20 protein-coding genes are annotated in these 21,488 nt (G+C 30.7%); 2 read left to right on the top strand and 18 right to left on the bottom strand.

All coding sequences use genetic code 11. From position 1 onward, the window contains the following. Window positions 1–176 precede the first annotated feature (176 nt). Window positions 177–1,292, top strand: a complete 1,116-nt coding sequence (locus ACKTTC_RS14675) for a helix-turn-helix domain-containing protein (protein ID WP_408040595.1) — start codon at window positions 177–179, stop codon at window positions 1,290–1,292. A gap of 764 nt (window positions 1,293–2,056) precedes the next feature. Here ACKTTC_RS14675 and ACKTTC_RS14670 read toward each other — a convergent pair. The 16 genes from ACKTTC_RS14670 to kynU form a co-directional block, all read right to left on the bottom strand. Beyond that, the gene (locus ACKTTC_RS14670) at window positions 2,057–3,064 is read right to left on the bottom strand and encodes a zinc metalloprotease (RefSeq protein WP_408040594.1); all 1,008 of its coding nucleotides are present in this window, start codon (window positions 3,062–3,064) and stop codon (window positions 2,057–2,059) included. Between the two features lie 131 nt (window positions 3,065–3,195). Beyond that, a complete protein-coding gene (locus ACKTTC_RS14665) occupies window positions 3,196–4,134 on the bottom strand; it encodes a hypothetical protein (RefSeq protein ID WP_408040593.1) in 939 nt (312 codons plus the stop codon). A gap of 560 nt (window positions 4,135–4,694) precedes the next feature. Then, on the bottom strand, window positions 4,695–5,801 hold the full coding sequence (locus tag ACKTTC_RS14660) for a hypothetical protein (RefSeq protein WP_408040592.1): 1,107 nt from the start codon (window positions 5,799–5,801) through the stop codon (window positions 4,695–4,697). 17 nt (window positions 5,802–5,818) lie between these two features. Continuing rightward, the gene (locus ACKTTC_RS14655) at window positions 5,819–6,439 is read right to left on the bottom strand and encodes a hypothetical protein (protein ID WP_408040591.1); all 621 of its coding nucleotides are present in this window, start codon (window positions 6,437–6,439) and stop codon (window positions 5,819–5,821) included. Beyond that, the gene (locus ACKTTC_RS14650) at window positions 6,439–7,521 is read right to left on the bottom strand and encodes an amidohydrolase family protein (RefSeq protein WP_408040590.1); all 1,083 of its coding nucleotides are present in this window, start codon (window positions 7,519–7,521) and stop codon (window positions 6,439–6,441) included. The genes ACKTTC_RS14655 and ACKTTC_RS14650 overlap by 1 nt, the downstream gene beginning before the upstream one ends. A 6-nt stretch (window positions 7,522–7,527) precedes the next feature. Beyond that, window positions 7,528–7,929, bottom strand: a complete 402-nt coding sequence (locus ACKTTC_RS14645; RefSeq protein WP_408040589.1) for a PaaI family thioesterase — start codon at window positions 7,927–7,929, stop codon at window positions 7,528–7,530. A gap of 15 nt (window positions 7,930–7,944) precedes the next feature. Beyond that, window positions 7,945–8,460 carry a 3-hydroxyanthranilate 3,4-dioxygenase gene (locus ACKTTC_RS14640; protein WP_408040588.1) on the bottom strand — a complete coding sequence of 172 codons (516 nt, stop codon included), beginning with the start codon at window positions 8,458–8,460 and terminating at the stop codon, window positions 7,945–7,947. A gap of 196 nt (window positions 8,461–8,656) precedes the next feature. After that, window positions 8,657–9,433: an SDR family oxidoreductase gene (locus ACKTTC_RS14635; protein ID WP_408040587.1), complete on the bottom strand. Its 777-nt coding sequence runs from the start codon at window positions 9,431–9,433 to the stop codon at window positions 8,657–8,659. Between the two features lie 410 nt (window positions 9,434–9,843). Continuing rightward, the gene (locus ACKTTC_RS14630; RefSeq protein ID WP_408040586.1) at window positions 9,844–11,286 is read right to left on the bottom strand and encodes an aldehyde dehydrogenase; all 1,443 of its coding nucleotides are present in this window, start codon (window positions 11,284–11,286) and stop codon (window positions 9,844–9,846) included. 25 nt (window positions 11,287–11,311) lie between these two features. Next, complete coding sequence (locus ACKTTC_RS14625) at window positions 11,312–11,983, bottom strand: DUF6090 family protein (protein WP_408040585.1); 672 nt, start codon at window positions 11,981–11,983, stop codon at window positions 11,312–11,314. A gap of 22 nt (window positions 11,984–12,005) precedes the next feature. Further along, entirely contained in the window at window positions 12,006–12,716 is a 711-nt protein-coding gene (locus ACKTTC_RS14620; RefSeq protein WP_408040584.1) for a phytanoyl-CoA dioxygenase family protein, read from the bottom strand. 6 nt (window positions 12,717–12,722) lie between these two features. Beyond that, window positions 12,723–13,127, bottom strand: a complete 405-nt coding sequence (locus ACKTTC_RS14615) for a RidA family protein (RefSeq protein ID WP_408040583.1) — start codon at window positions 13,125–13,127, stop codon at window positions 12,723–12,725. A 3-nt stretch (window positions 13,128–13,130) separates the two neighbouring features. Continuing rightward, window positions 13,131–13,655: a DUF1697 domain-containing protein gene (locus ACKTTC_RS14610; protein WP_408040582.1), complete on the bottom strand. Its 525-nt coding sequence runs from the start codon at window positions 13,653–13,655 to the stop codon at window positions 13,131–13,133. Window positions 13,656–13,693: 38 nt separating this feature from the next. Then, window positions 13,694–15,106, bottom strand: coding sequence for an FAD-dependent oxidoreductase (locus ACKTTC_RS14605; protein WP_408040616.1), 1,413 nt, complete (start codon window positions 15,104–15,106; stop codon window positions 13,694–13,696). A 24-nt stretch (window positions 15,107–15,130) separates the two neighbouring features. Continuing rightward, window positions 15,131–15,604 carry a VOC family protein gene (locus ACKTTC_RS14600; RefSeq protein ID WP_408040581.1) on the bottom strand — a complete coding sequence of 158 codons (474 nt, stop codon included), beginning with the start codon at window positions 15,602–15,604 and terminating at the stop codon, window positions 15,131–15,133. A 207-nt stretch (window positions 15,605–15,811) separates the two neighbouring features. Then, entirely contained in the window at window positions 15,812–17,074 is a 1,263-nt protein-coding gene (gene kynU / locus ACKTTC_RS14595) for a kynureninase (protein ID WP_408040580.1), read from the bottom strand. A 361-nt stretch (window positions 17,075–17,435) separates the two neighbouring features. Here kynU and ACKTTC_RS14590 point away from each other — a divergent pair, with 361 nt between their 5' ends. Further along, window positions 17,436–18,800, top strand: a complete 1,365-nt coding sequence (locus tag ACKTTC_RS14590) for a hypothetical protein (RefSeq protein WP_408040579.1) — start codon at window positions 17,436–17,438, stop codon at window positions 18,798–18,800. 104 nt (window positions 18,801–18,904) lie between these two features. On the opposite strand, the gene serA is transcribed toward ACKTTC_RS14590, so the two are convergent. Beyond that, window positions 18,905–20,788: a phosphoglycerate dehydrogenase gene (gene serA / locus ACKTTC_RS14585; protein WP_408040578.1), complete on the bottom strand. Its 1,884-nt coding sequence runs from the start codon at window positions 20,786–20,788 to the stop codon at window positions 18,905–18,907. A 238-nt stretch (window positions 20,789–21,026) separates the two neighbouring features. Continuing rightward, window positions 21,027–21,485 (bottom strand): hypothetical protein, encoded by a 459-nt coding sequence (locus tag ACKTTC_RS14580; RefSeq protein ID WP_408040577.1) that lies wholly within the window; start codon window positions 21,483–21,485, stop codon window positions 21,027–21,029. Window positions 21,486–21,488 lie beyond the last annotated feature (3 nt).

Genomic DNA, 21,488 nt, shown 5'->3' with positions numbered 1-21,488 from the left:
TGAATACAGTTAAAAAACAAAAACACTTTAACTGAAAAAAAACACCATTTTACAGATACTAAAAACAAACTAACAGAAACAAAGGAATCTTTAATTGAAAATTAACCTACTACTAGTTAACTTTCTTTTAAAAAAACAACAAAATAACTAATTTTGACCTTCAAATTCCCCCCTCGATGCCTCTAGAAAAACTCACCTATATCATTAATAGTCTAATCTTTACACAAGCATTTATTTTTGGATTACGATTTATTTTCACTAAAAATGACTTTAAGCCTACATTCTTTTTAGGCTTTTTTATAATTGTAATTTCATTACCCAGTGCTACTGCATTTTTTCAAATGTTAGGTATTAAAATAAACACTACACTAAACCTACATTTTTTAACTCATTTACTTTTTTTAGCTATTCCATTTTTTTATTTTCATATAAGACAGGTTCTAAAACTTCCAATTAAAAGAAGACATTATAGTTTATTACTTTTTGGGAATCTATTTGTTTTAATATTTCTTTGCTCCTATATAGAAAATCAATTGACAGAACCTAAACTTTCAAAACAGTTTTGTAGGTTTTCCTATTTATTTGGAATTATTGTAAATACATTCTTACTAATTAAGATCATTCAACTAGTCAATTATCATTTTGAAAAAATTAAACCTACCATTACATTCCTAGAAAAAAGGAAGAAAATTGTATACCTTGTACAACTTACTATTCGTTTATTGGTTATTCTCTTATATCCAATATTGTTAAGCTTTAATCAACATATTATTTATTACAATTTGTTTATAAGTATTGTAATTGCATCATTACTCTATTGGTTTATTTTTCAAGGAGAGAATCCAAGAAAAACGATTCTTTTATTAGTTAAAGGAAATGCTCAAAAGCCGATTCACAATCATATTGAAAAACATAGTACTGTAGCACTCAACCAAGAGAAGCAAGAAGATTTACATAATGTATTTATTATAACACATGCTTATTTACAAAATAGTAAAGCTTATAAAAACAGTGAATTAATGCTATACGATATTTCTAGTGCAACCAACATTGCTCCGCAAAAAATATTAGATGCTATTCATTCTATTAAAAAAGAAAGCTTTAAATCCTATATTAATAAACTAAGAATACAAGAGCTTATTTCTTTATTACATGATACGAATTTTAAGCACTATACCATGGAAGCTTTGAGTGCAGAAGTAGGTTTTAAATCTAGGAGTACATTTTATAGAGTTTTTAAACAAGAAATGCATTGTAGCCCTACTGATTATAGACTTAAAGATTTAGAATAAAATATCAAGTTAGTAAAACAAGTATTTTGATTTCGACACTGCTCAATCATCAAATTTCAATAATATTCAATCACCTAATTTCGACGTTGCTCAATCATCAAATTTTAACAAAGTTTATCGTTAGATTTCAGTAGTACCAATACTATAAAGCTTACTTTAAAAGTATACAATATTTAGTAATAAATTAGTATGAAAAGCCACTCTTTAAAAGAGTGGCTTTTTTAATAGTAAAATTTTAGAATTATCAAACTAATTATACATAGTAGTTCTAATTCCATTACAAGTTATAATTATTAGAATATTTTCTATTAAAAAGAACATGTTATCTGTCTCAAAAAACGAATTTTGGGACAAGCATTTCTAATTTCTTAGTAAATATTCCACTAGACTTATATAAAATTATTTCAGGAAATTTATAATATGTAAAGCAAGGGTACTTATTGGTAACAAAGAATAGTAATAGTTAAATTAGGTACGAATAATACTACTTTTATGAAAATAAAAGATCTTTAAAAAAAACGGATAATTAAAAAGCAGATTCAAGTCTTCAATCTTCTACCAATACGCTATATATTAATCATTATAATTATTTGTTATATAAATGAAATAAGAAACCTAAGAAGTATATCTTACAAAAGGGTTTCTTAAAAATTAAGACTATAATTTCAACCATAAAAAAAGACTGTCTAAAAATTACTTTCTAGATAGCCTTTTGTTATGAATTTATCTTATTATAAAAAGATAAAACAACTATTTACTATGATTTAGTTTAAGTTTACTAGTTTGTTAGCTACAGCATAGTCAAATAGATCATTAGCGTATTGAGAATAGTTTGTAGCAGGTGCTCCATTAGCATCTCTATCTCTTAACCCTTCATTATATAACTCTTTATTCTTTAATGCATTAAAAATCCCTAAGGCAAAAGGAAATTCAGGAGGAAGTACTCCAGCTGCTGAAAATACATCAAAGTCAATACTTTCATTATCTTGAATAACTAAACTTTTAAGAGTACCAATAAGTTTTGCTTTATCTATATCTGAAAAATCATCCCAATTAGGGTTATTTCGAATCACTGAGCCTACATCAGGATTCATAATTTGTAGACCATCTCTTATTCCACTAGAACCATGAGATAACCCCAATGTATGTCCTATTTCATGAACCAGAAGTGCATGAGCAAACCTTGAGGTTGGGACTGTTAACATAAGGGGGTTTATATTAATTAAGCGTCCAACTTTTCTATCTGAATCTGGAAATCTAGCAGCTGCAGCAGTTCTAATATTGTAATCATTAAAGTTTGTAAAGATAATATCATATCTTGAATCTTTTCCCACATTAGGGTCAGGAGTTACTATAGCATATGAAAAATGTAAATATTCAGGAAATAAGTTATTCCAAGTATTAATGGCCTTTTGAATCGTTAACGTCCACTCAAAACTCATATTTCTGTCAATGGCAACCTTAATATTTTTAAGATCAGAAAACCTAGGTCTATGTTGCGGTGGAGCTCCTAGCAAGTCACTAAAAGCATCAGGATACTCAATTCCATCACTAGATGTTATATAAGGAAAACCATAGAATGTTCTCGTTCCATTTACTCTAGATTGTGATGCGTTTTTGGAAGCTGTATGATTACCTAAACTGCATCCAGTAATATTTTGGATCGTTTTGGTATTATTTTGCGGTATATCAATCAATTCATCATTTTTTTGACATGATGAAAAAATTAAAGCAATACCAAATGTTATAGTTACTATTTTATTTTTTTTCATTATAATTCATTGTTTAAAAAGAAAATAAACTCTTTAAGAATCTCGTGTTTAGAGAATTTTTCTCAGATATCTTGCCCGAATAAAAAAAGAGGCTGACTTTTTATACAGCCTCTTTATAAACAGCTTTTATTTTATTGAATGTTAAAAGCTCTGTTATATAAAACTTCTGCATCATTAAGAGCTGTATCAACTGTACTTGAATCTCTAGCATCAGGACAGCTTTGATACCCTCTGGTAACAATAGTATCTGAAAAACTAACAAATGGAGGAACATTGAAAGAGCTAAGGTTATCATAAACATACAAAAGCTTTAATCTTTTAGCTAAACTAAGACTCTCTTCGCTAGTCAATGTTTTACTTGACCTAGTAGAGTTTGTAATAGCATTAACACTAGAAGTCATAAAGCTAAGTTCACATTCTGCACTTGTAGGAGAAAAACCTAATATTTGTCCAAAAGCACGTAACATAAAATTGAACTTACTTTGTTTTAAGTTACTTTGATTAAGATATGCAGCTCCTAATGGATTAATATTGATAATTCTACCAACTGAACCATTGCTATCTGGAAAACGACCTGAAACAGGAGAAAATTCACCAGAATTAAAATAAGAAAAGATTAAATCTATATCAGAAGCACCAGGAGAATAAACAAACTTTACATCAAGATCAGCTAAAGCGTTTTCATAAGTCCTCATTACTTGAGATATAACAGGTATCCAGTTATGAGCTTCAGCACCAGGACTGTTATCTGTAATAGCATTATCTAAATCATAACGTATTGTCTTTACTTTTGAAAAGTTAGGTAAATTAACAGGAGTTAAATCTGCATTTCTGTTATTTCCTTCGTAAATATCAATTATTTGTTGATTACCAACATTAATTATTGGAAAACCATAATGAAAGCCTTCTTGATTACTTGTTCTCGCTTGTGAATTAAAACCGTCAAAGCTATTTTGTTCAACAGGAGTATCAATTAATTCTTCATTTTTTTGACATGAAGTAAAAACTAATGCTGTAGCAAATAATGCTGTTGCTACTAATTTCGGGGATTTTCTAAAAATATTTGTCATTTTTTTATGTTTAAAATTCTCCTACAAATCTATTTTCAGAGTTTTATACTTAAAAGTACATGTTGTCTTAAAAACAATTTTTTGAGACATATCACCTTTTTGAGACAGTTATTAAGACATTGTTTTACAAAAAGAAAGCTTGTTATTTAATTCTTACAGGAATGCTTATGTAGTATCATTGTTTACTAATTTTGTTTATTTTTTGTCTTGTTTTACATCTTATAGCACTCTTGAGACACTAAATGAGACAAGGTATTTAGGCTTTTTTTCTCTTTTTGTGTGTCCCTTCGAGTTCCTCAGGGTATGCTCAGGGCATACTTAGGTAGTAATTTTAAATGATAAAAGAATCAAATATAAAAGATGAAAGTTCTTATGCTGAAAGAGAATTGAAAGAGTTGTAATAATTAGAATTTTGTTAGTAAGAAGTTTTTTCTTTACTTGGAGTGTGTCAAAATGTTTTAAAGTAAGGTAATTAATTTATTAGATAAAAAGATTTAGATTACTTCAGTCGTTTCACTTCTTCGTAATGACGTTGACATGGTATAATCTAAGGATTCATATTAGTAATCTCTTTTAAACTCTGCTAACAAAGCTTCATCTATACTAATATGTTCTGGAAGTATTCGTAAGCGATATTTACTTTCTCCTATAAAAGTGATAAGATCTTTTCTTTCCAATTTACTTTCTTCTTCTAAACTTAAAATAGCATTAATATTATCTATTATTCTGGTAAGGTAGGTTTGACTTTTTATTTCTCCTCCTGAGTTTACCACAATACTTTGTTCTAATGCTTCTTTATATTTTCTTCTGTATGCAAATAACAGTAAATTTTTATACTGCGTAGTTTTAGAACCAAAATCAACTTTTTGGTTATAAATTCCTTTTGAAGGAATGGTTAACTTCAATAATGACCAATCTAAAAACTGTATTTGAATTTCGTTTGGCTTTGGTGTATTTGCCAACTGAATTACCCAACTTGTTCCTAATACTAAAAACACAGAAACCAATGACGTCTTTGCAACTATTCTAATTAGTTGGTTTGTAAAGTCTGTTCCTAGATGCACAAACAAATCTGATAATTGCGAAACAAACAATAAAAAGATAGCAATGATAGCAATATAAGCTACTAATCGTAGTCCGCGTAGCATAAAAGTTCTGTAAAAAGAAACTCCCATTAATACGCATAAAAATGTAGTTAATAATACATCTGGAATTGCAATTAACTTAATTCCATGTATTGTTTTATTTCCTACCAAAAATGTAGCTGCAATAGTTAGTATAGCCGTTAAAACTATTACACCACTAATTAAACGGACATTTTTCTCATTTCTATAAATAAAACTTGGAGCTTCATTTACATAATACAATGCTAATAACCAGAATAAATTATTTAATGTGGAAACTAGATTTACGGTTAGTTGATACCAAAGTGTTTCTTGTTGTTGATAATAATTCACAGAGTATGCAATACTTCCAGAAACGACCCAAACTAACATTCCAAACCCAAAATACAACAAACCTTTATCTATTCTTTTAAATAAAGCGCCTTCTTCTAATACTTGTTTAAAACGCTTTTGAATATTATAATAAATAGCAAATAACAGTATTGCTCCAATAAATGAAATAAAGATATGCGATAGATTGTAAAACTGTGTTAGTTGATTCATTAGTACTAGATAAGCTATTATAAGAATTTCATTGTCGATAAATTAACTTGCAGAACTTTTCTTGGAAGTTCTCCATGTTCAAAAGTTAATAGTATATCCCCTTCTTCTTTTCTTTCTAAAGAGTCTAGTTTAACATTGTAAAACGGCCCTATTTTTAATAATTCAAAAGGTTCTCCTAGCTCTTCAGGTTCTATAGCTACATAAATATTATGTGTACAATTACACACCTCTAGTGGTAACGAATCTCCATTACATATAGAAAATACTTTATAACCTATTTCTTCTCTAAATTCACTAATACTTCCTAAATCTTCTACTGATAGTCCTTCTTCTAATTTTGTTAACTTTACCTCTCTTTCAAATACCACAAGAGGTTTTAGTTCTATAGTATCTATTAAAACTTGTTTATCAACTACTCCTAAAGTTTGTAACTGTTTCTTCGTTTTATTATTAGCCTCATCTATAGATTCAACCTCAGGAATATCTATTTCTTTATACTCATATGCTTTAATGAGACTATCTTTTTTTACTATTTCTTCCTTCAGCTTATTTATTTTCTCTTTCCAATGTTCGCTCTTTTTTTCTTGACAAGAAAACAACACCGTAAACAATAAAAAGAATGTCATATATTTCTTCACTAGCTTATAATCTTATTCACTAATTCTTTTTTTGCTTCTTCATTATCTCCAAACAACCATTGCAATACATTGTCTTCCCACATTTCATCTTTTTCTTGATCGCTAATAATTTCTCTATCAATTGCCAAGTCTAAGATTTTTCCTGGGTATGAAGATTGTTTATCACTTTCCATTTCTCCTAATGGATATGGGTCATCTAATCCAATTAATATTTGCTTTGCTCCTTGATTCTTTATTAGCAAGTCTAACGAACCCGTATCATGCACTAAAGTATCGAAGAAAATATTTTCATGTCCAACTGCTTTTCTTGGATGTTCTTTTCCTTCAAATAAATCAGGTCGTCCATCGAATCCTTGTATTCTTCTTCCTAAATTCATTTGTGCTAGTTGTCCTCCATGTGCAAAACAAATTCGCATGTTAGGATACTTATGATAATAACCATTTAATGTTAAAAAGTGATAGGCATCTGCACATTGCGCTAACATCCAAATTAGATGAAAACGCCAGCTTGTATTTTCTAGTTTGATAAATTTTTCTCCATCATAAGGATGTATTTCTACTGCTAAATTGTATTTGTTTGCTAACTCGAAAATAGGTTCATTTTCTTCATCAAAAATACAACGCCAGGTTCCAATAGTATCCATATAGTGTGTAGGTAAACACAATAAACGCATTCCTAATTCTTCTACACAACGCTCTATTTCCCAACAGGCTCCTCTAACAAATCCTGGGTGTACTACAAATCCGCAAGTAAATTTACTTGGATGATCTTGTTGCACACGTGCATTAAAATCATTTTGAAAACGCAACGCTTGTTTCATTTCTTCCAAACGTAAACCATTTCCGTATAACTGCGATAGGTTTAATACAACAGCATGGTCTATTTTAAAATGTTCCATCCATGCTAACTTTTCATTTAAGAAGAAACTAGAATCCGTAACAGGACGTTTCCAGTTTTTTTGTAGCATGAATTTTTTGTCTTTATCTACCCAAAAGATACCTTTATCTTTCATAAATTGAGGAATTTCCTCTGGATAAGGTAGTAAATGTGAATGTCCGTTTATACGTAGTTTACGTTTCATTAATTGTTAGTTTTTTAAGCAAATCATAGTTCCTTGTAAGGTAGCAAAAATGGTTTCTTCTTTTTCATCTGTAATTTTACCTTCACAAAACACTAAAGTTTTCCCAGTTTTTACAACTGTTCCTGTGGCAATAATAGTATTTACTTTTGCAGCACGCATTAAATTAGTTTTAAATTCTACAGATAATACATCTGATCCTTTTGGCATAGTAGTTAATGCTGCATATCCACAAGCAGTATCCATAAGACTTGTTAATACTCCTGCATGAAAGAAACCATGTTGTTGTGTTAAACTATCTTTCTTTTTACAACGTATTTTTAGAATACCTTTATCTATATGAATAATTTCGGCTCCTAGCGTGTGCATAAAACCTTGTTTTTCGAAACTCTTTTTAGCTTCTTCTATCATGTCGCTGTACTATTTTTAAGGTGCTTGCATTACAGTACCACAATTCATACAGGTACATTTTTCTTTGTCTGAATAATATTTATCAAAAATGATAGGCATATCTGTTTCAATATTATCTAATGCAAATTCTTCTCTATATAACGGACTTCCGCAGTTTTCGCAATACCATTCTAACGCATCTAGCATACCTTCTGCACGCGGATATTCGATTACCAATCCTACAGTATTTTCTTTTCTTTGAGGTGAATGTGGTACTTTAGCAGGTAATAAATAAATATCTCCTTCATTAATTTCTACATCTACCATCGCTCCTTTATCATCTATTATTTTTAGCACCATATCTCCTTCTATTTGATAAAAGAATTCTGGTGTTTCGTTGTAATGGTAATCTTTACGATTGTTTGGTCCTCCTACTACCATTACAATATATTCTCCATTGTCCCACACTTGTTTATTTCCTACTGGTGGTTTTAATAAATGACGATGTTCGTCTATCCATTTCTGAAAGTTTATAGGCTGTACTAAATTCATTTTTCTCTATTTTAGGTTAGGGTATCGCGTATAGATTTTATAAAGTTACTAAAACATTCTATGTAACTTTAATCTTACTTGAACTAAAAATATATACAATGCTAATCTTATATTTGGCATAAAAAAATACTCTCCTTATATTTTTCTTGATAAAAATACTTCGATAGACTCAGTATAGAAAAGCAAAGATCAAGACTTATAAAGATTTTGTTCTTCCTCCGTCTACAGGCACATTAATACCATTGATAAAGCTAGCTCTTTCACTAGCTAAAAACACCACGGCATTTGCTACTTCTTCTGGTTGTGCAAAACGTTTTGCTGGAGAAGCATTTTTCATTATTTCTGAAACTTCTTCCACAGATTTACCTGTCTTTTTCGCTTTGTTATTGATAATTTCATTTAGACGCTCTGTGGCTGTTGCGCCTGGTAATACATTATTTACCGTAATTCCAAACTGCCCTAATTCATTTGCCATTGTTTTAGACCAATTTGCAACTGCTCCACGAATGGTATTAGAAACTCCTAATCCATCTAAAGGCTGTTTTACAGACGTAGAAATTACATTGATTATACGTCCATACCCTTCTGTTTTCATAAATGGAACAACTGCTTGTACCAATACATGATTACATTTTAAATGCATGGTAAATGCTCGTTCAAACTCATCTAATTGTGCATTAAAAACTGGTCCTCCAGCTGGTCCTCCCGTATTATTAATTAGCACATGAAATTTACTTCCTGAAGCTACTAATTTCTCTTTTAAATCTAATGGGTTGGTAAAATCTGCAACAATGTATGAATGCAATTGATTTTCATTTGGCAGCTCTGCTAAAACAGCTTTCAATTTCTCTTCATTACGAGCTACTAAAGTCACATTGGCTCCTTCTGCTGCTAATTGTATTGCCGAAGCTTTCCCTATTCCTTGTGTGCTTCCGCAAACTAATGCGTTTTTATGTTGTAATCCTAAGTTCATTATTTTATAGATAGATAATATTCAAGAAACAAGTAAAGATATTTACTGTTTTCTTTTACTTTTTTATTAATTTAAAGTTACTAGGTAAACAAATATATAACTAACTTCTCTTTCTTTTCCTTGATAAAAAGAAACAAAAATCAAGACTTCGAATAAAAACTTAAGAAAATACTACAGAACCTTCCACTGATAAAAAGAACTCGCTCGCGCTCAAACAACTTTTTATCTTTCAGCCAACGCGACTTCCTTGATTTTCAAAATTTTGATTCAGAGGTCGACTTTTTCAGGGTGCTATCATTTAGATTATCTCTTAAACGAATTAGCGTTAATACGTGAAATTTTTACACTAGATAATAAAACTTATCAAAGACCTCAAATTGATAACATTATACCGTAAATACCCTAAGGCTTTAATTATATTGTATACAAACATTTTTAGGTTCTGTAAAGAATCTTAATGCTTCTAATCCTCCTTCTCTTCCTACTCCACTAGCTTTCATTCCTCCAAACGGTGTTCTTAAGTCTCTTAACAACCATGTATTTACCCAAACGATTCCAACTTGTAATTGCTTACTAAAATTCATTGTTCTATTCAGGTTTTGTGTCCATAAAGTAGCTGATAACCCATACCTAACATCATTGGCCATTTCTAATACCTCTGCTTCTGTTTTAAAAGGCATCATTGTAACCACAGGTCCAAATATTTCTTCTTGATTTAATTTACATTGATTACTCGTAACTTCAATAATGGTAGGTTGCAAGTAATATCCATTTTCAAAATTCTCTACTTCTATTTCTTCACCTCCAAATACTATTTTCCCTCCTTCTTCCTCTGCAATAGCTATATACGATTTTACTTTTTCTAAATGTGCTTTAGAAACTAAGGCTCCCACGTTTGTGTCTGTTTCAAATGGGCTTCCTACTTTTAGTTCGGCTACTTTTTTAATGAAGTCTTTCTTGAATCGTTCATAGATACTTTCTTCAACAAAAATCCTGCTTCCACATAAACAAATTTGCCCTTGATTTGCAAATGACGAACGTACAGTAGTTACTAGCATTTTGTCATAATCGCAATCGGCAAAAATGATATTTGGATTTTTTCCTCCCAATTCTAATGAAAGCTTCTTAAACATAGGAGCTGCTGTTCTAGCAATATGCGCTCCTGTAGCTGTTCCTCCTGTAAATGAAATTGCTTTAATTTTTGGATGCTCTATAATTGCTTGTCCTGTAGTAGTACCTAAACCGTGAACGATATTTAACACTCCTTTTGGTAATCCTGCTTCGTTACAGATTTCACCTATCAAATAGGCCGTCATTGGTGTCACTTCACTTGGTTTTGCAACTACACAGTTTCCTGCTGCGATAGCTGGTGCTATTTTCCATGTAAATAAATATAATGGTAAATTCCAAGGTGAAATACAACCTACAACTCCAATTGATTGTCGTAATGTGAAATTCATTGCGTTTAATCCAACCGTTTCATGTGCTTCCGATGAAAATTGTGTGATTGCATTTGCAAAAAACTCAAAGTTAGAAGAAGCTCTCGGAATATCTATTGCCTTAGCCAGACTTAATGGTTTTCCATTATCTTTCGCTTCTGCATTAGCCAATGCATCTAGTTTTTCTGAGATCTTTTCCGCTATATTTAACAGTATACGACTTCTTTCTGCCAATGTTGTATTAGACCAAGTAGGAAATGCTTTTTCTGCCGCTTCATATGCTTTGGCTACATCTTCCTTTGTTGAATTTGGAATTTGTCCGTATACTTCACCTATAGATGGGTTGTAATTATCAATCCAGTTATCCTTAATTGGTGCTATAAATTCGCCGTTTATGTAGTTTTTTATTGTCAATTGTATTTCTTTTTTGGGATGGCTTTTATTCTGTTTTAGATAATCTTACGATTCCTTTTAAATATTCTTCTAAAGGTTTATTTTTAACCGTGTTTACAATATTTCTTACGTACAAAATTTGTCGTTCTGTTAAGTTTTTAAATTTTGTAGTAGTTACTAGCTCAAGATTCTTAGGGTTTGCCAAGTTTACTAAGTCTCCCTCTTCAATTAAATACGGTTCTATTTTATCTGACCATAATTCTCTCATATAGTACTCGTCCTCAATATAATCATTCAATATATCTTTCCAAGAAATGATATATTTCCTTAAGGTATCGTTTTTAATTAGTTGGTATTCTCCTGAAGAAATTAATGATTCAATAACACCATTAGAAGGTTTAAATTTTGCTCCGTTAAATGCTTTAAAATAATATTTGGCAATACTATCTTTTGCTGCAAAAACATCTTTTTTATGAATATACTTTCTAAATTGAAGTGAATTTGCTAGCGTATTGATGTGAATTACTTTTATCTTATTAAACTGTTTTAAGTTTTCTGTAAAGTCTTTGTGTAATTCTTTTAAAATTGCTTTTTCCTTTGCTTCTTTTTTTATGTTTTCGTTCCAATTATTAATTCTTAACGCAATTAAAATACCTAGAACAACCAGTACAATTTCTCCTATTGCATATTTTATATACTTGGAAGTTTTATTTTCCATAAGAAGTGATTTACGTATGTTTCTAAAAAATTTTATCATTCTCTACTGACTTTCTTTCTAGCCATCCCATGGGAATCTCTTGATTACAAAATTCTAAATGAATCACACTACGATCTGATGCAGATACCGATCGTTGTGAAGCGTGTAATACTAATGGATTCATTAACATTACAGCTCCTTTTTCTACATTACACAAAACCTCTTTTCCTAATGCTTCTTTCTTAAAATGCTCATCAATTCTAATAATTCCTTTTACATGGGATTTAGGAATTACGTGTAAGGCTCCATTGGTTTCGTCTGTGCTATCTAAATGAACTCTAAAAGTAATCGTATTTTTTAAAATACCTTCTGGTGGAATTACGCCCCATTGCTTTTCTTTATATGTCCATTGTACATAGTCTTTTGTAATTTGTTTTTCCTTTGCACTAATACTTAAATCTTGATGATATCCTACAAACCAGTTAGACATTGCTGGTTTATTAAAATATATAGCTTTTGTAAGGAAATAACCTTTTCCACATACTTTTGCATATAATTCTCTAAAGCTCTTTTCTTTAAACAGAACTTCTAAAATTTCTGGCTGTTTGTTTACTAATTGACGAATTGCATAACTCTTTTCTTCTCGATAAACGATCTTTTTCAAATTAACAAGAGTACTTTCAGAAATTAATGGTTTTGTTATTGAATAACCATTAATTTCCAATTGTTCTTTATGCAATTTATAGTCTGCCATTTTAATTTATTGCTTTTTATAAGCCATTACTTTAATTTCTACAACCAAGTCTGGATGTGGTAATTGATGTACAGCAACTGTGGTACGTGTTGGTCCAGTTTCCTTATCGAAGAACGCTGCATATGCTTTGTTATAACCTGCAAAATCATTCATATTTACTAGAAATGTAGTTACGTCTACTACATCTTTTAAGCTTGCTCCTACAGTTTGTAAATTTTTATCGATGTTTTGTAATACTTCTCTAGTTTGTACTTCAATATCTAGTTTTTTAGTATTCATTTCATCTATTAATTCTACACCTGCAATTGTATTATCTGCTCGGCGAGAACTTGTTCCTGAAACAAAAATAAAATCTCCTACAACTTTTACATGTGGATACGCTCCTCTTGGCGTTACTTTTTTAGTACTCATTATTTATATTTCTTTTGCGAGTTGTAATAATTTCCTCGTGGTTTTTAAATTTCTGGTCGTTGCTGTTGTGTTTAGTTTCTTTTCTATAGCAGCATTGGTTAGTTTTGTTTTTCCGAAACCAGATGGACAATATAAATACACTACATCTCTATGTATTTGGTATTGATCTTCGTTAATTCCTTTAATTTCCATTACTGTTTCTGAAGTAGTTTTCTCTAATATCGTAAAAGCTACTATTTTTTCATTTTCTTGCGTAAAAGGATAGTTTTCTAACATTTCTTCCCATTCCTTAGGGGTTCTTGCTATTACTGGAATTTCAAATCCAAATTCTGATGTAATGGCATGATGTATTTTATTACAAACCTCAACTTTCGTTTCTTGTGAATTCAAAATGATATTACCACTTTGAATATAGGTTTGAACATTTTGAAACCCTAAATCATTAAGTATTTTTCGTAAATCTGCCATTGGAATTTTATTTTTTCCTGAAACATTGATTCCCCTTAATAATACGATGTACGTTTTCATGTTTATTATATTACTTCTAACCTCACTGGTAAATTATCTTACGAAAGTCCCGCTATCTTATCTTCTTGTAAAATTTCGTTGGTTTGTTCTTTTACTTTTTCCAAAATAATTTGTAATTCTTCTATGGTCATATTTTCTGACGTGAAAACTTCTTTATCTGCTATTAAATTTAGTAATGCTTTGTCTTGTGCTCTTCCTTTTTCTAAAGCTTCATTATATCCTATATCTTCGTTGAATGTAACTAGTGAATATTTTGAATAGTAGTCTTTTGGAAAGTTTTTCTCCAAATCCATTTCTATTTTTCTTTTTTGTTTAAATAATGGATTTGCAACATGGTCTCTCATTTCATAATAATTATCTACTGCCAAGTCTGCAATAGCATCGGTATCTTTTTTTCTTCTTTCTTGATACTTTTTGAAAACTATTTCCCAATCGCCTTCAAACTCATCTAAAATCGTATCAAAAATGGCAACATCTTCAAAAGAGGCATTCATTCCTTGTCCGTAAAACGGTACAATTGCATGGGCTGCATCTCCCATTAACAAGGTTTTATTTTGATACATCCATGGAGAGCATTTAACAGTTCCTAATGCTCCTGTAGGGTTGTTAAAAAATTCATCTTTAATACTTGGAATTAATGCTAGTGCATCTGGAAATTGTGTTTCAAAAAATTCAGTGACTGCTTCCTCTGTTGTTAAGTTTTTAAAATTATAGGTTCCTTCTTCATAACTCAAAAACAATGTCACGGTAAAACTTCCATCTAAATTAGGCAGCGCTATTAGCATATATTTTCCTCGTGGCCATATATGTAAATGCTCTTTACTTATTTGATGCATGCCTTCAGCATTTGCAGGAATTTCTAGCTCTTTATAACCATGCGTTAAATATTCTTGACTATAACTAAACAGAAACTTTCTTTCTAAATAGTAACTTTTACGCAGCACTGATCCCGCTCCATCTGTTCCAAAAATAATAGTTGCATTTACAGCGAATTCTTCTTCTGTTTCATAGCTTTTAAAATGCGCGATAGTATTCTCAATATCTATATGAGTACATTTACTATTAAAATGTAGACTTACATTTTCATGTTTTTCTGCTTCATCTAGTAATAAAGCATTTAAATCTTGTCTAGAAATGGAATTGATATATTCTCCTTCTCTTCCAGAATAACTAGAAGCAAATGTATTTCCTTCTATATCGTGCATTAATCTTCCATACATAGGAATGCATAATTCTCTAGCTTTTTCATCGACTCTTGCCAAGCGTAGTGCTTTAAAACCACGATCTGATAATGCTAAATTGATAGAACGTCCTGCAGAAATATCGACCTTACGTAAATCTGGTCTACTCTCGTATACAGATACTTCATGCCCTCTTTGCGCTAATCTTAATGCTAGCAAACTTCCACATAAACCTGCTCCTACTATTACTATTTTATCTTTTTTCATTATAAATTTATTTCCAGTGGATTCAAACTATTCTTTGGTTATCTTAAAATCTGGATTATATATTAAACCAATAATATTTCCGTATGGATCTTTAACAGTAGCTGTCATAATAGCACCTCCTACATTATACGGTTTTTCATGTTCTGTAGCTCCTAATTTAAGTAACCTAGCATACATTTCTTGAATATCTGTTACTTCCCAATAGGTTACTACACTTTCTGATTTGTTTGTAACTGATTCTTTTTCTGGTTGTAAACCTAGTTCATATCCTCCAATATTGAATCCTACATAAAATGATTCATCAAAATAAGGTTTTGTTTCAAATGCTTTCGCATACCATTCTTTTGCTTCTGTTATATTCCCTACTTTATAAATTGTAGTTCTTAATCCAAGAAACTTTGATTCCTCCATTATTGTATTCTTTTCAGATTTAGATATATTTTGTGTAAATCCAATATGTATAAAAACTACTAAAATTCCAGTTAAAACTTTTGTTTTCATTTATGCTATTTATGATGTATTGAATATCTGTATCGAGTCATAATTACTTTTTTAACCTCATTCTAAATTTATTTCGGAATCTCATCATGCCTTTAAACAATGATTTGGTATGAGAACTTGAAACAAGTTCAGGTTAACATTTGTTACTTATTTATCTATTACGGATAATTTTTATAATTTAAATACGACATACTCTACCAATTCATTTTACACTAGTGTTTTTAAAATTTCTACCATTCTAAAAACGTCTTCAAAACTATTGTACATTGGTACTGGTGCACAACGAATCACATCTGGTTCTCTCCAATCTGTAATTACATGTTGTTCCATTAGTTTTTCGTGCAAACTTTTATCTGCATTTTGTACTTGTATGGATAATTGACACCCTCTTTCTTTTGGATTAGATGGTGTGATAATTTTGATTCTGTCTGTTGCTATTTGATTGATTAAGTACTCAAAATACCCCGTTAACTTTTCTGATTTCTCTCTTAAAGCAGTCATACCTACTTTTGCAAACATATCTAACGACGATCGTATGGCTGCCATTGATAAAATAGGTGGATTTGATAACTGCCAACCTTCTGCTCCTGCCATAACATCGAATGGTTGACGCATATTGAAGCGCGTTTCTTTATTATGATTCCACCAACCTGCAAATCGAGGTAACTCTTTATTATATGCATGTTTTTCGTGCACAAATAATCCTGATAAACTTCCTGGTCCAGAGTTCAAATATTTATAGGTACACCAAGCAGCAAAATCAACACCACTATTATGTAAATCAGGTTGAATATTTCCTGCACCATGCGCTAAATCTATTCCTACAATACAATTTTTAGCATGTCCTATTTCAGCAATACGTTTTATATCTAAATATTGTCCTGTATAATAATTAACACCACCAATTAATAATAAAGCTATTTCATCTCCTTGCTCTTCTAGAATTGTTTCTAAATCTTCCATTCTTAACAATTCTTCTCCTTCTCTTGGTCTCCATTCTATTAATCCTTCTTTTGCATCAAATCCATGAAATTGTAATTGTGATTGTACTGCGTATCTATCCGATGGAAATGCATCACTTTCAATAACAATTTTGTATTTCTTTTTTGTTGGCTGATAAAACGAAACCATTAACAAATGTAAGTTCGTAGTTAATGTATTCATCACTACAACTTCAAGAGGTTTGGCTCCTACAATTTCTGCCATTGTTTTGGTCAGAAATTCATGATAAGGCAACCATGGATTTTGGGCTTCAAAATGCCCTTCTACTCCATACTTTGCCCAATCGTCTAATTCTTGTTGTATGTATTGTTGTGTTTGTTTAGGCTGTAACCCTAATGAATTTCCTGTAAAATATAACCAGTCGTTACCATGTGTATCTTTTGGAACATGAAACTCTTTACGTACGTGTTGTAACGGATCTTCTTTGTCTAACTGCTGGGCAAATGCCAACGAATTTTGATAGTTCATCAAACAATTAATTGATTTTACCTCAAATATAACAAACTATCTTTGTTTATAATCTTCTCCTCTTATTCTGTGTTTTATTTTCAAAATATTTATCACTTTTTGCTACTTACTTGCAAATTTAATTGTAGATTTATGGTATTAACTAACCGAGCTTTTTATAAAAGCAAACTAAAAAGGCATCTAAATTACTTTGGATGTCTTTTGCTTTCTATAAGTATTAACTTCATAAAAGTTATAATATTCTTATTATTAAATACTATTACTTAGTTCCAATTTTTATAGGACTTGTTCCTTTTTCTCTCTTATACTTTTGAATTGAATTATAATTTTAAATCATTAAGAATCATTAAAATTTAAAATTATGAAGACTGATACCCAACTTTCTATGTATGCAATTGCATACTCTAACTACAAAAATTTACTTGATAATACTCTATTGGCTCCTCTCCCTAATTATTGGCAAGCTGGTTGTATTTTTGATACTGTATTAGACTTTTTAGCGCTTGCTACCTCTAACGATATAGATACTCCTGAGGATTTACATTTTATTACTAAAATTGAAGCACAACAGGCAGTATCTTCTGTTTTAGCAAAATATAATTATGATACAATTACTAGTTTAAATGGGGAACAAGTACCTGCTAATGTATATCGTGATGGCACTAGTTATATTCCTTATAATAATTATGTACAATGTGCTAACTGGTATGACGATGCTGGTTGGTGGGGAATTGCTTGTGCTAAAGCTTACGATCCTTTTTATCAACATTTGTTTACTCCAGCCTCTAAAACCAAAGCTCAAGGTATTGCAAAAGCTTGTTGGACTGCTATGGAAAAAGGTACGTATACTCAATATAAAGGTGCTCCTAATGTTTATGAAACTGCAAAAAATCAAAATAACCCATATGTCAATCAAACAGCTCCTAGATATGAAGGTGGAGTTTGGCAAGCTAATTTTGGGGACCCTTTAACCGCTAAATTAGGGCCTTTTCAAGATAGTGTTGTAAATGGTTTATGGTTTACCTTATGTACAAGATTATATAATATGTCTGACGATACTGATTTACAAAATAGTATCACTCCATATATTAGCTCTTTTGTTTCTTTCTTTAAAAATTGGGTTGATGATACTGATTATAGTATTTTGTTTGAAACTGGACCCGAAGCTGCATTAATTAGAGAACGATATCCTGCATATAATAATAGTGTTGTAAAAAACGGAGGAGAAATCTTGGTTAACCCTAGTTCTTGGTACAAAGCAAATACTTGTTGGGCTGGAGATCAAGGTTTATATTTAGGTGGGTTATATGAATTTTCGACCATAGAAATGGCTGAAAAGAGTTTTGTAGACAACACCATGAAGCGAATTTTAAATGGAATTCCAAGTATGATCACAAGTTCTCCTATAACTCCTTTACAAACAGACATTATTGCTCCGTGGTTTCCTTATACGCTTGATAATGGTTTGTATCTAACAGACTCAGGAGATTATGCTTCTGGTTCTGGGATTTGCATGCGCTATTTGTTATATGGGTATTTAAAAGGGGGAAATCCTATTTCAGAAAAGCTTTTAAATACAAACGATTTGTTGTATCAACTTATTCAAACATCTGCAGATGCGTGTGTAGATGGTTCATATCCGCAATTTAGTAATGCTTCTTTCGATCAGTTTAATAGTTTATCTATTTTAACTCTTGCCTTGGTTTTGAACATGAATAATAATTGATTTAAAATAGATGACTTTATTATATCTTTAATTTACACAAAAAACCTTGTCTACTTTTATAGACAAGGTTTTGTTCTTTTATAGAATTTAAGTTCTTAAAACTACTAGTACAATACTCTAAATCGTATGGTTCCTTCTACATTTTTAAGCTCTTGTATTACTTCTTGGTTATAATCTTTATCTACATCTGTAATTACATACCCTACTTTAGGATCTGTAGATAAGTATTGTCCTACAATATTCAATCCGTATTCTGCAACAACTTTATTAATATTTGCCATTACTCCCGATACATTTTCGTGAATGTGTAAGAATCTGTGTGCATTTTGTTGTTTTGGCAAGCGAATATTTGGAAAGTTTACTGCATCTACTGTATTTCCTGAGTTGATGTACGCCATAATTTTCCCTGGTACAAAATCTGCAATATCTCTTTGCGCTTCTTCTGTACTTCCTCCTACATGCGGAGTTAAAATTACATTTGATAACCCTTTTAACTCAGTGATAAAATCTCCATTTTTCCTTGGCTCTTCCGGATATACATCTACAGCAGCCCCAGCCAATTTGCCTGATTTTAATGCGGCAGTTAACGCAGGAATATCCACCACAAATCCACGTGATAAATTCACTAAATGTGCACCGTCTTTCATTTGAGAAATTTCCTTTTCTCCAATGTAATTTTTATTCAATGCATTATCATCTACGTGTAAGGTAACCACATCTGAAACAGCCAATAAGTCTGCTAAAGAATTTAGTTTTGTAGCATTTCCTAATGCTAATTTATCTTCTACATCATAGTAATAAACATCCATTCCTAAAGCTTCTGCTAATACTGATAATTGCTTTCCAATGTTTCCGTATCCTACAATTCCTAGTTTCTTTCCACGAACTTCTCTGGAACCTTGTGCTGTTTTATTCCATTGTCCGTTATGTAACTCTGTACTACGCTGAAATACACTACGCATTAGCATAATGATTTCTCCTATGGCTAGCTCAACAACCGATCGTGTATTACTATATGGAGCATTGAATACTACAATTCCATTTTCTTTACAAGCGTTTAAATCTATTTGCTTCGTTCCAATACAAAAAGCTCCTACAGCTAATAATCTTGGAGCATTTTCTATTACTTTTTGTGTTACTTGTGTCTTGGAACGGATTCCTAATACGTGTACATCTTGAAGTTTTTCTATCAATTCTTCTTCTGATAAACTTCTCGATACAGTTTCTACAGTAAATCCGTCTGTGCTAAATTTTTCGTACGCATCTGCATGTATATTTTCTAGTAATAACATTTTGATGCGGTTTTTTGGATAAGATATGTTTCTTGGCAAATCGTTAATGTATAAAAATTCGTCTAAATTCGGGGTAATATGATCGGCATTTTGGATGGTTTTTTCACGTTGTACATTTTCTGTATATGCAAAAAACTTGTGTGCTACGCCAGCTTCTTTAGTTACATAATCGCTGTAACCATCGCCAATCATTTGGATTTCTCCATCTAATTGTAAGTTTTGTAAGCACTCTATTTTTCCATTGTGTACCGATAATATATTATCTCTGTCGAAACCTATGATCTCTCCTGACGCACTAAACTCAAAAGTATTTGCAAATACTCTATCTGCAGGAATATTATACTCTGCAACAATAGGTACTATAAACTCTTTAAACCCAGCCGAGATTACATAGATATTATCTGAAAACGTTTCAAAAAATTCTTTATTACGCTCTATGGAAGGAGACACACGCTTTTTTAAAGCTTTTATCAACAGCTCTAAATCGGATCGTTTTGCATTTAGTAGTTTTATACGTCGTTCTAACGATTGTGTAAAGGAAATTTCTCCATCGATTCCTAAATTGGTAATCTTGATGATTTCCTCAATAATTTCTTCTTTTCTCGGATTATTAGCTAGCGTTATTTCAGCTAATACGTCTAACGCTTCTACTTTGGTAAGCGTACTATCGAAATCGAAAATATAGTATTTGCTCATGGGTGATTAGATTGTCGGTTGAAAACGTGGAAAATACAACCTATTTTGTAGAAACAAAACTTATTTACTTGAAAGTTTCACTTTTTTAAAAGAGTGATAATTTGAAGGCTGTGTTTTTGAGGATTTATAAAAAGGGAACCACATAACATTTTAAAATATTATGTGGTTTATACATTAATCATTGTTTTTACTTACTAGTTACACAATATTCGGAAGAAATTGAGGAGTAGCAAGTTATTTAATAAGATGATTTATTCAAAACTTTGTCTAATTCTTTAATTAAACTTTCTATTGTTTCATCTATTTTTTCTTTACAATTGAACTTTATTAATCTACCTTCATTTAACCTAAGTTTAAAAGACGGAAAATTCTTATGTAAATATTTATTATATCTATAATCAATAACATCCTTAAGATGTGCTTCTATTTTAATATTTTTATCTTTTTCTATTGAAATTATATCTCTAGATATTGAAACCTTAATTTCATTCAAATAAAACTTCTTTGTAATATTTATAACTCTAAAGAATATAACTATTGAAAATAAAATGAATATGCCCCAAATAAATTTAAAAGAAATAAAATAGCTCAATAAAACAATCATTATCAATGATATAAAAAATGACAATATCAATGATAATATTATCATAAAATAATACTTATTTAAACTTATTGTAGAAATAACATATTTTTTCATTTC

Origin of the sequence: Tenacibaculum amylolyticum, from assembly GCF_964511145.1 — a bacterium.
GTDB classification, from domain to species: domain Bacteria; phylum Bacteroidota; class Bacteroidia; order Flavobacteriales; family Flavobacteriaceae; genus Polaribacter; species Polaribacter amylolyticum.
The sequence above is the reverse complement of the archived record's forward strand: the minus strand, read 5'-3'. Positions and strand labels throughout refer to the sequence as shown.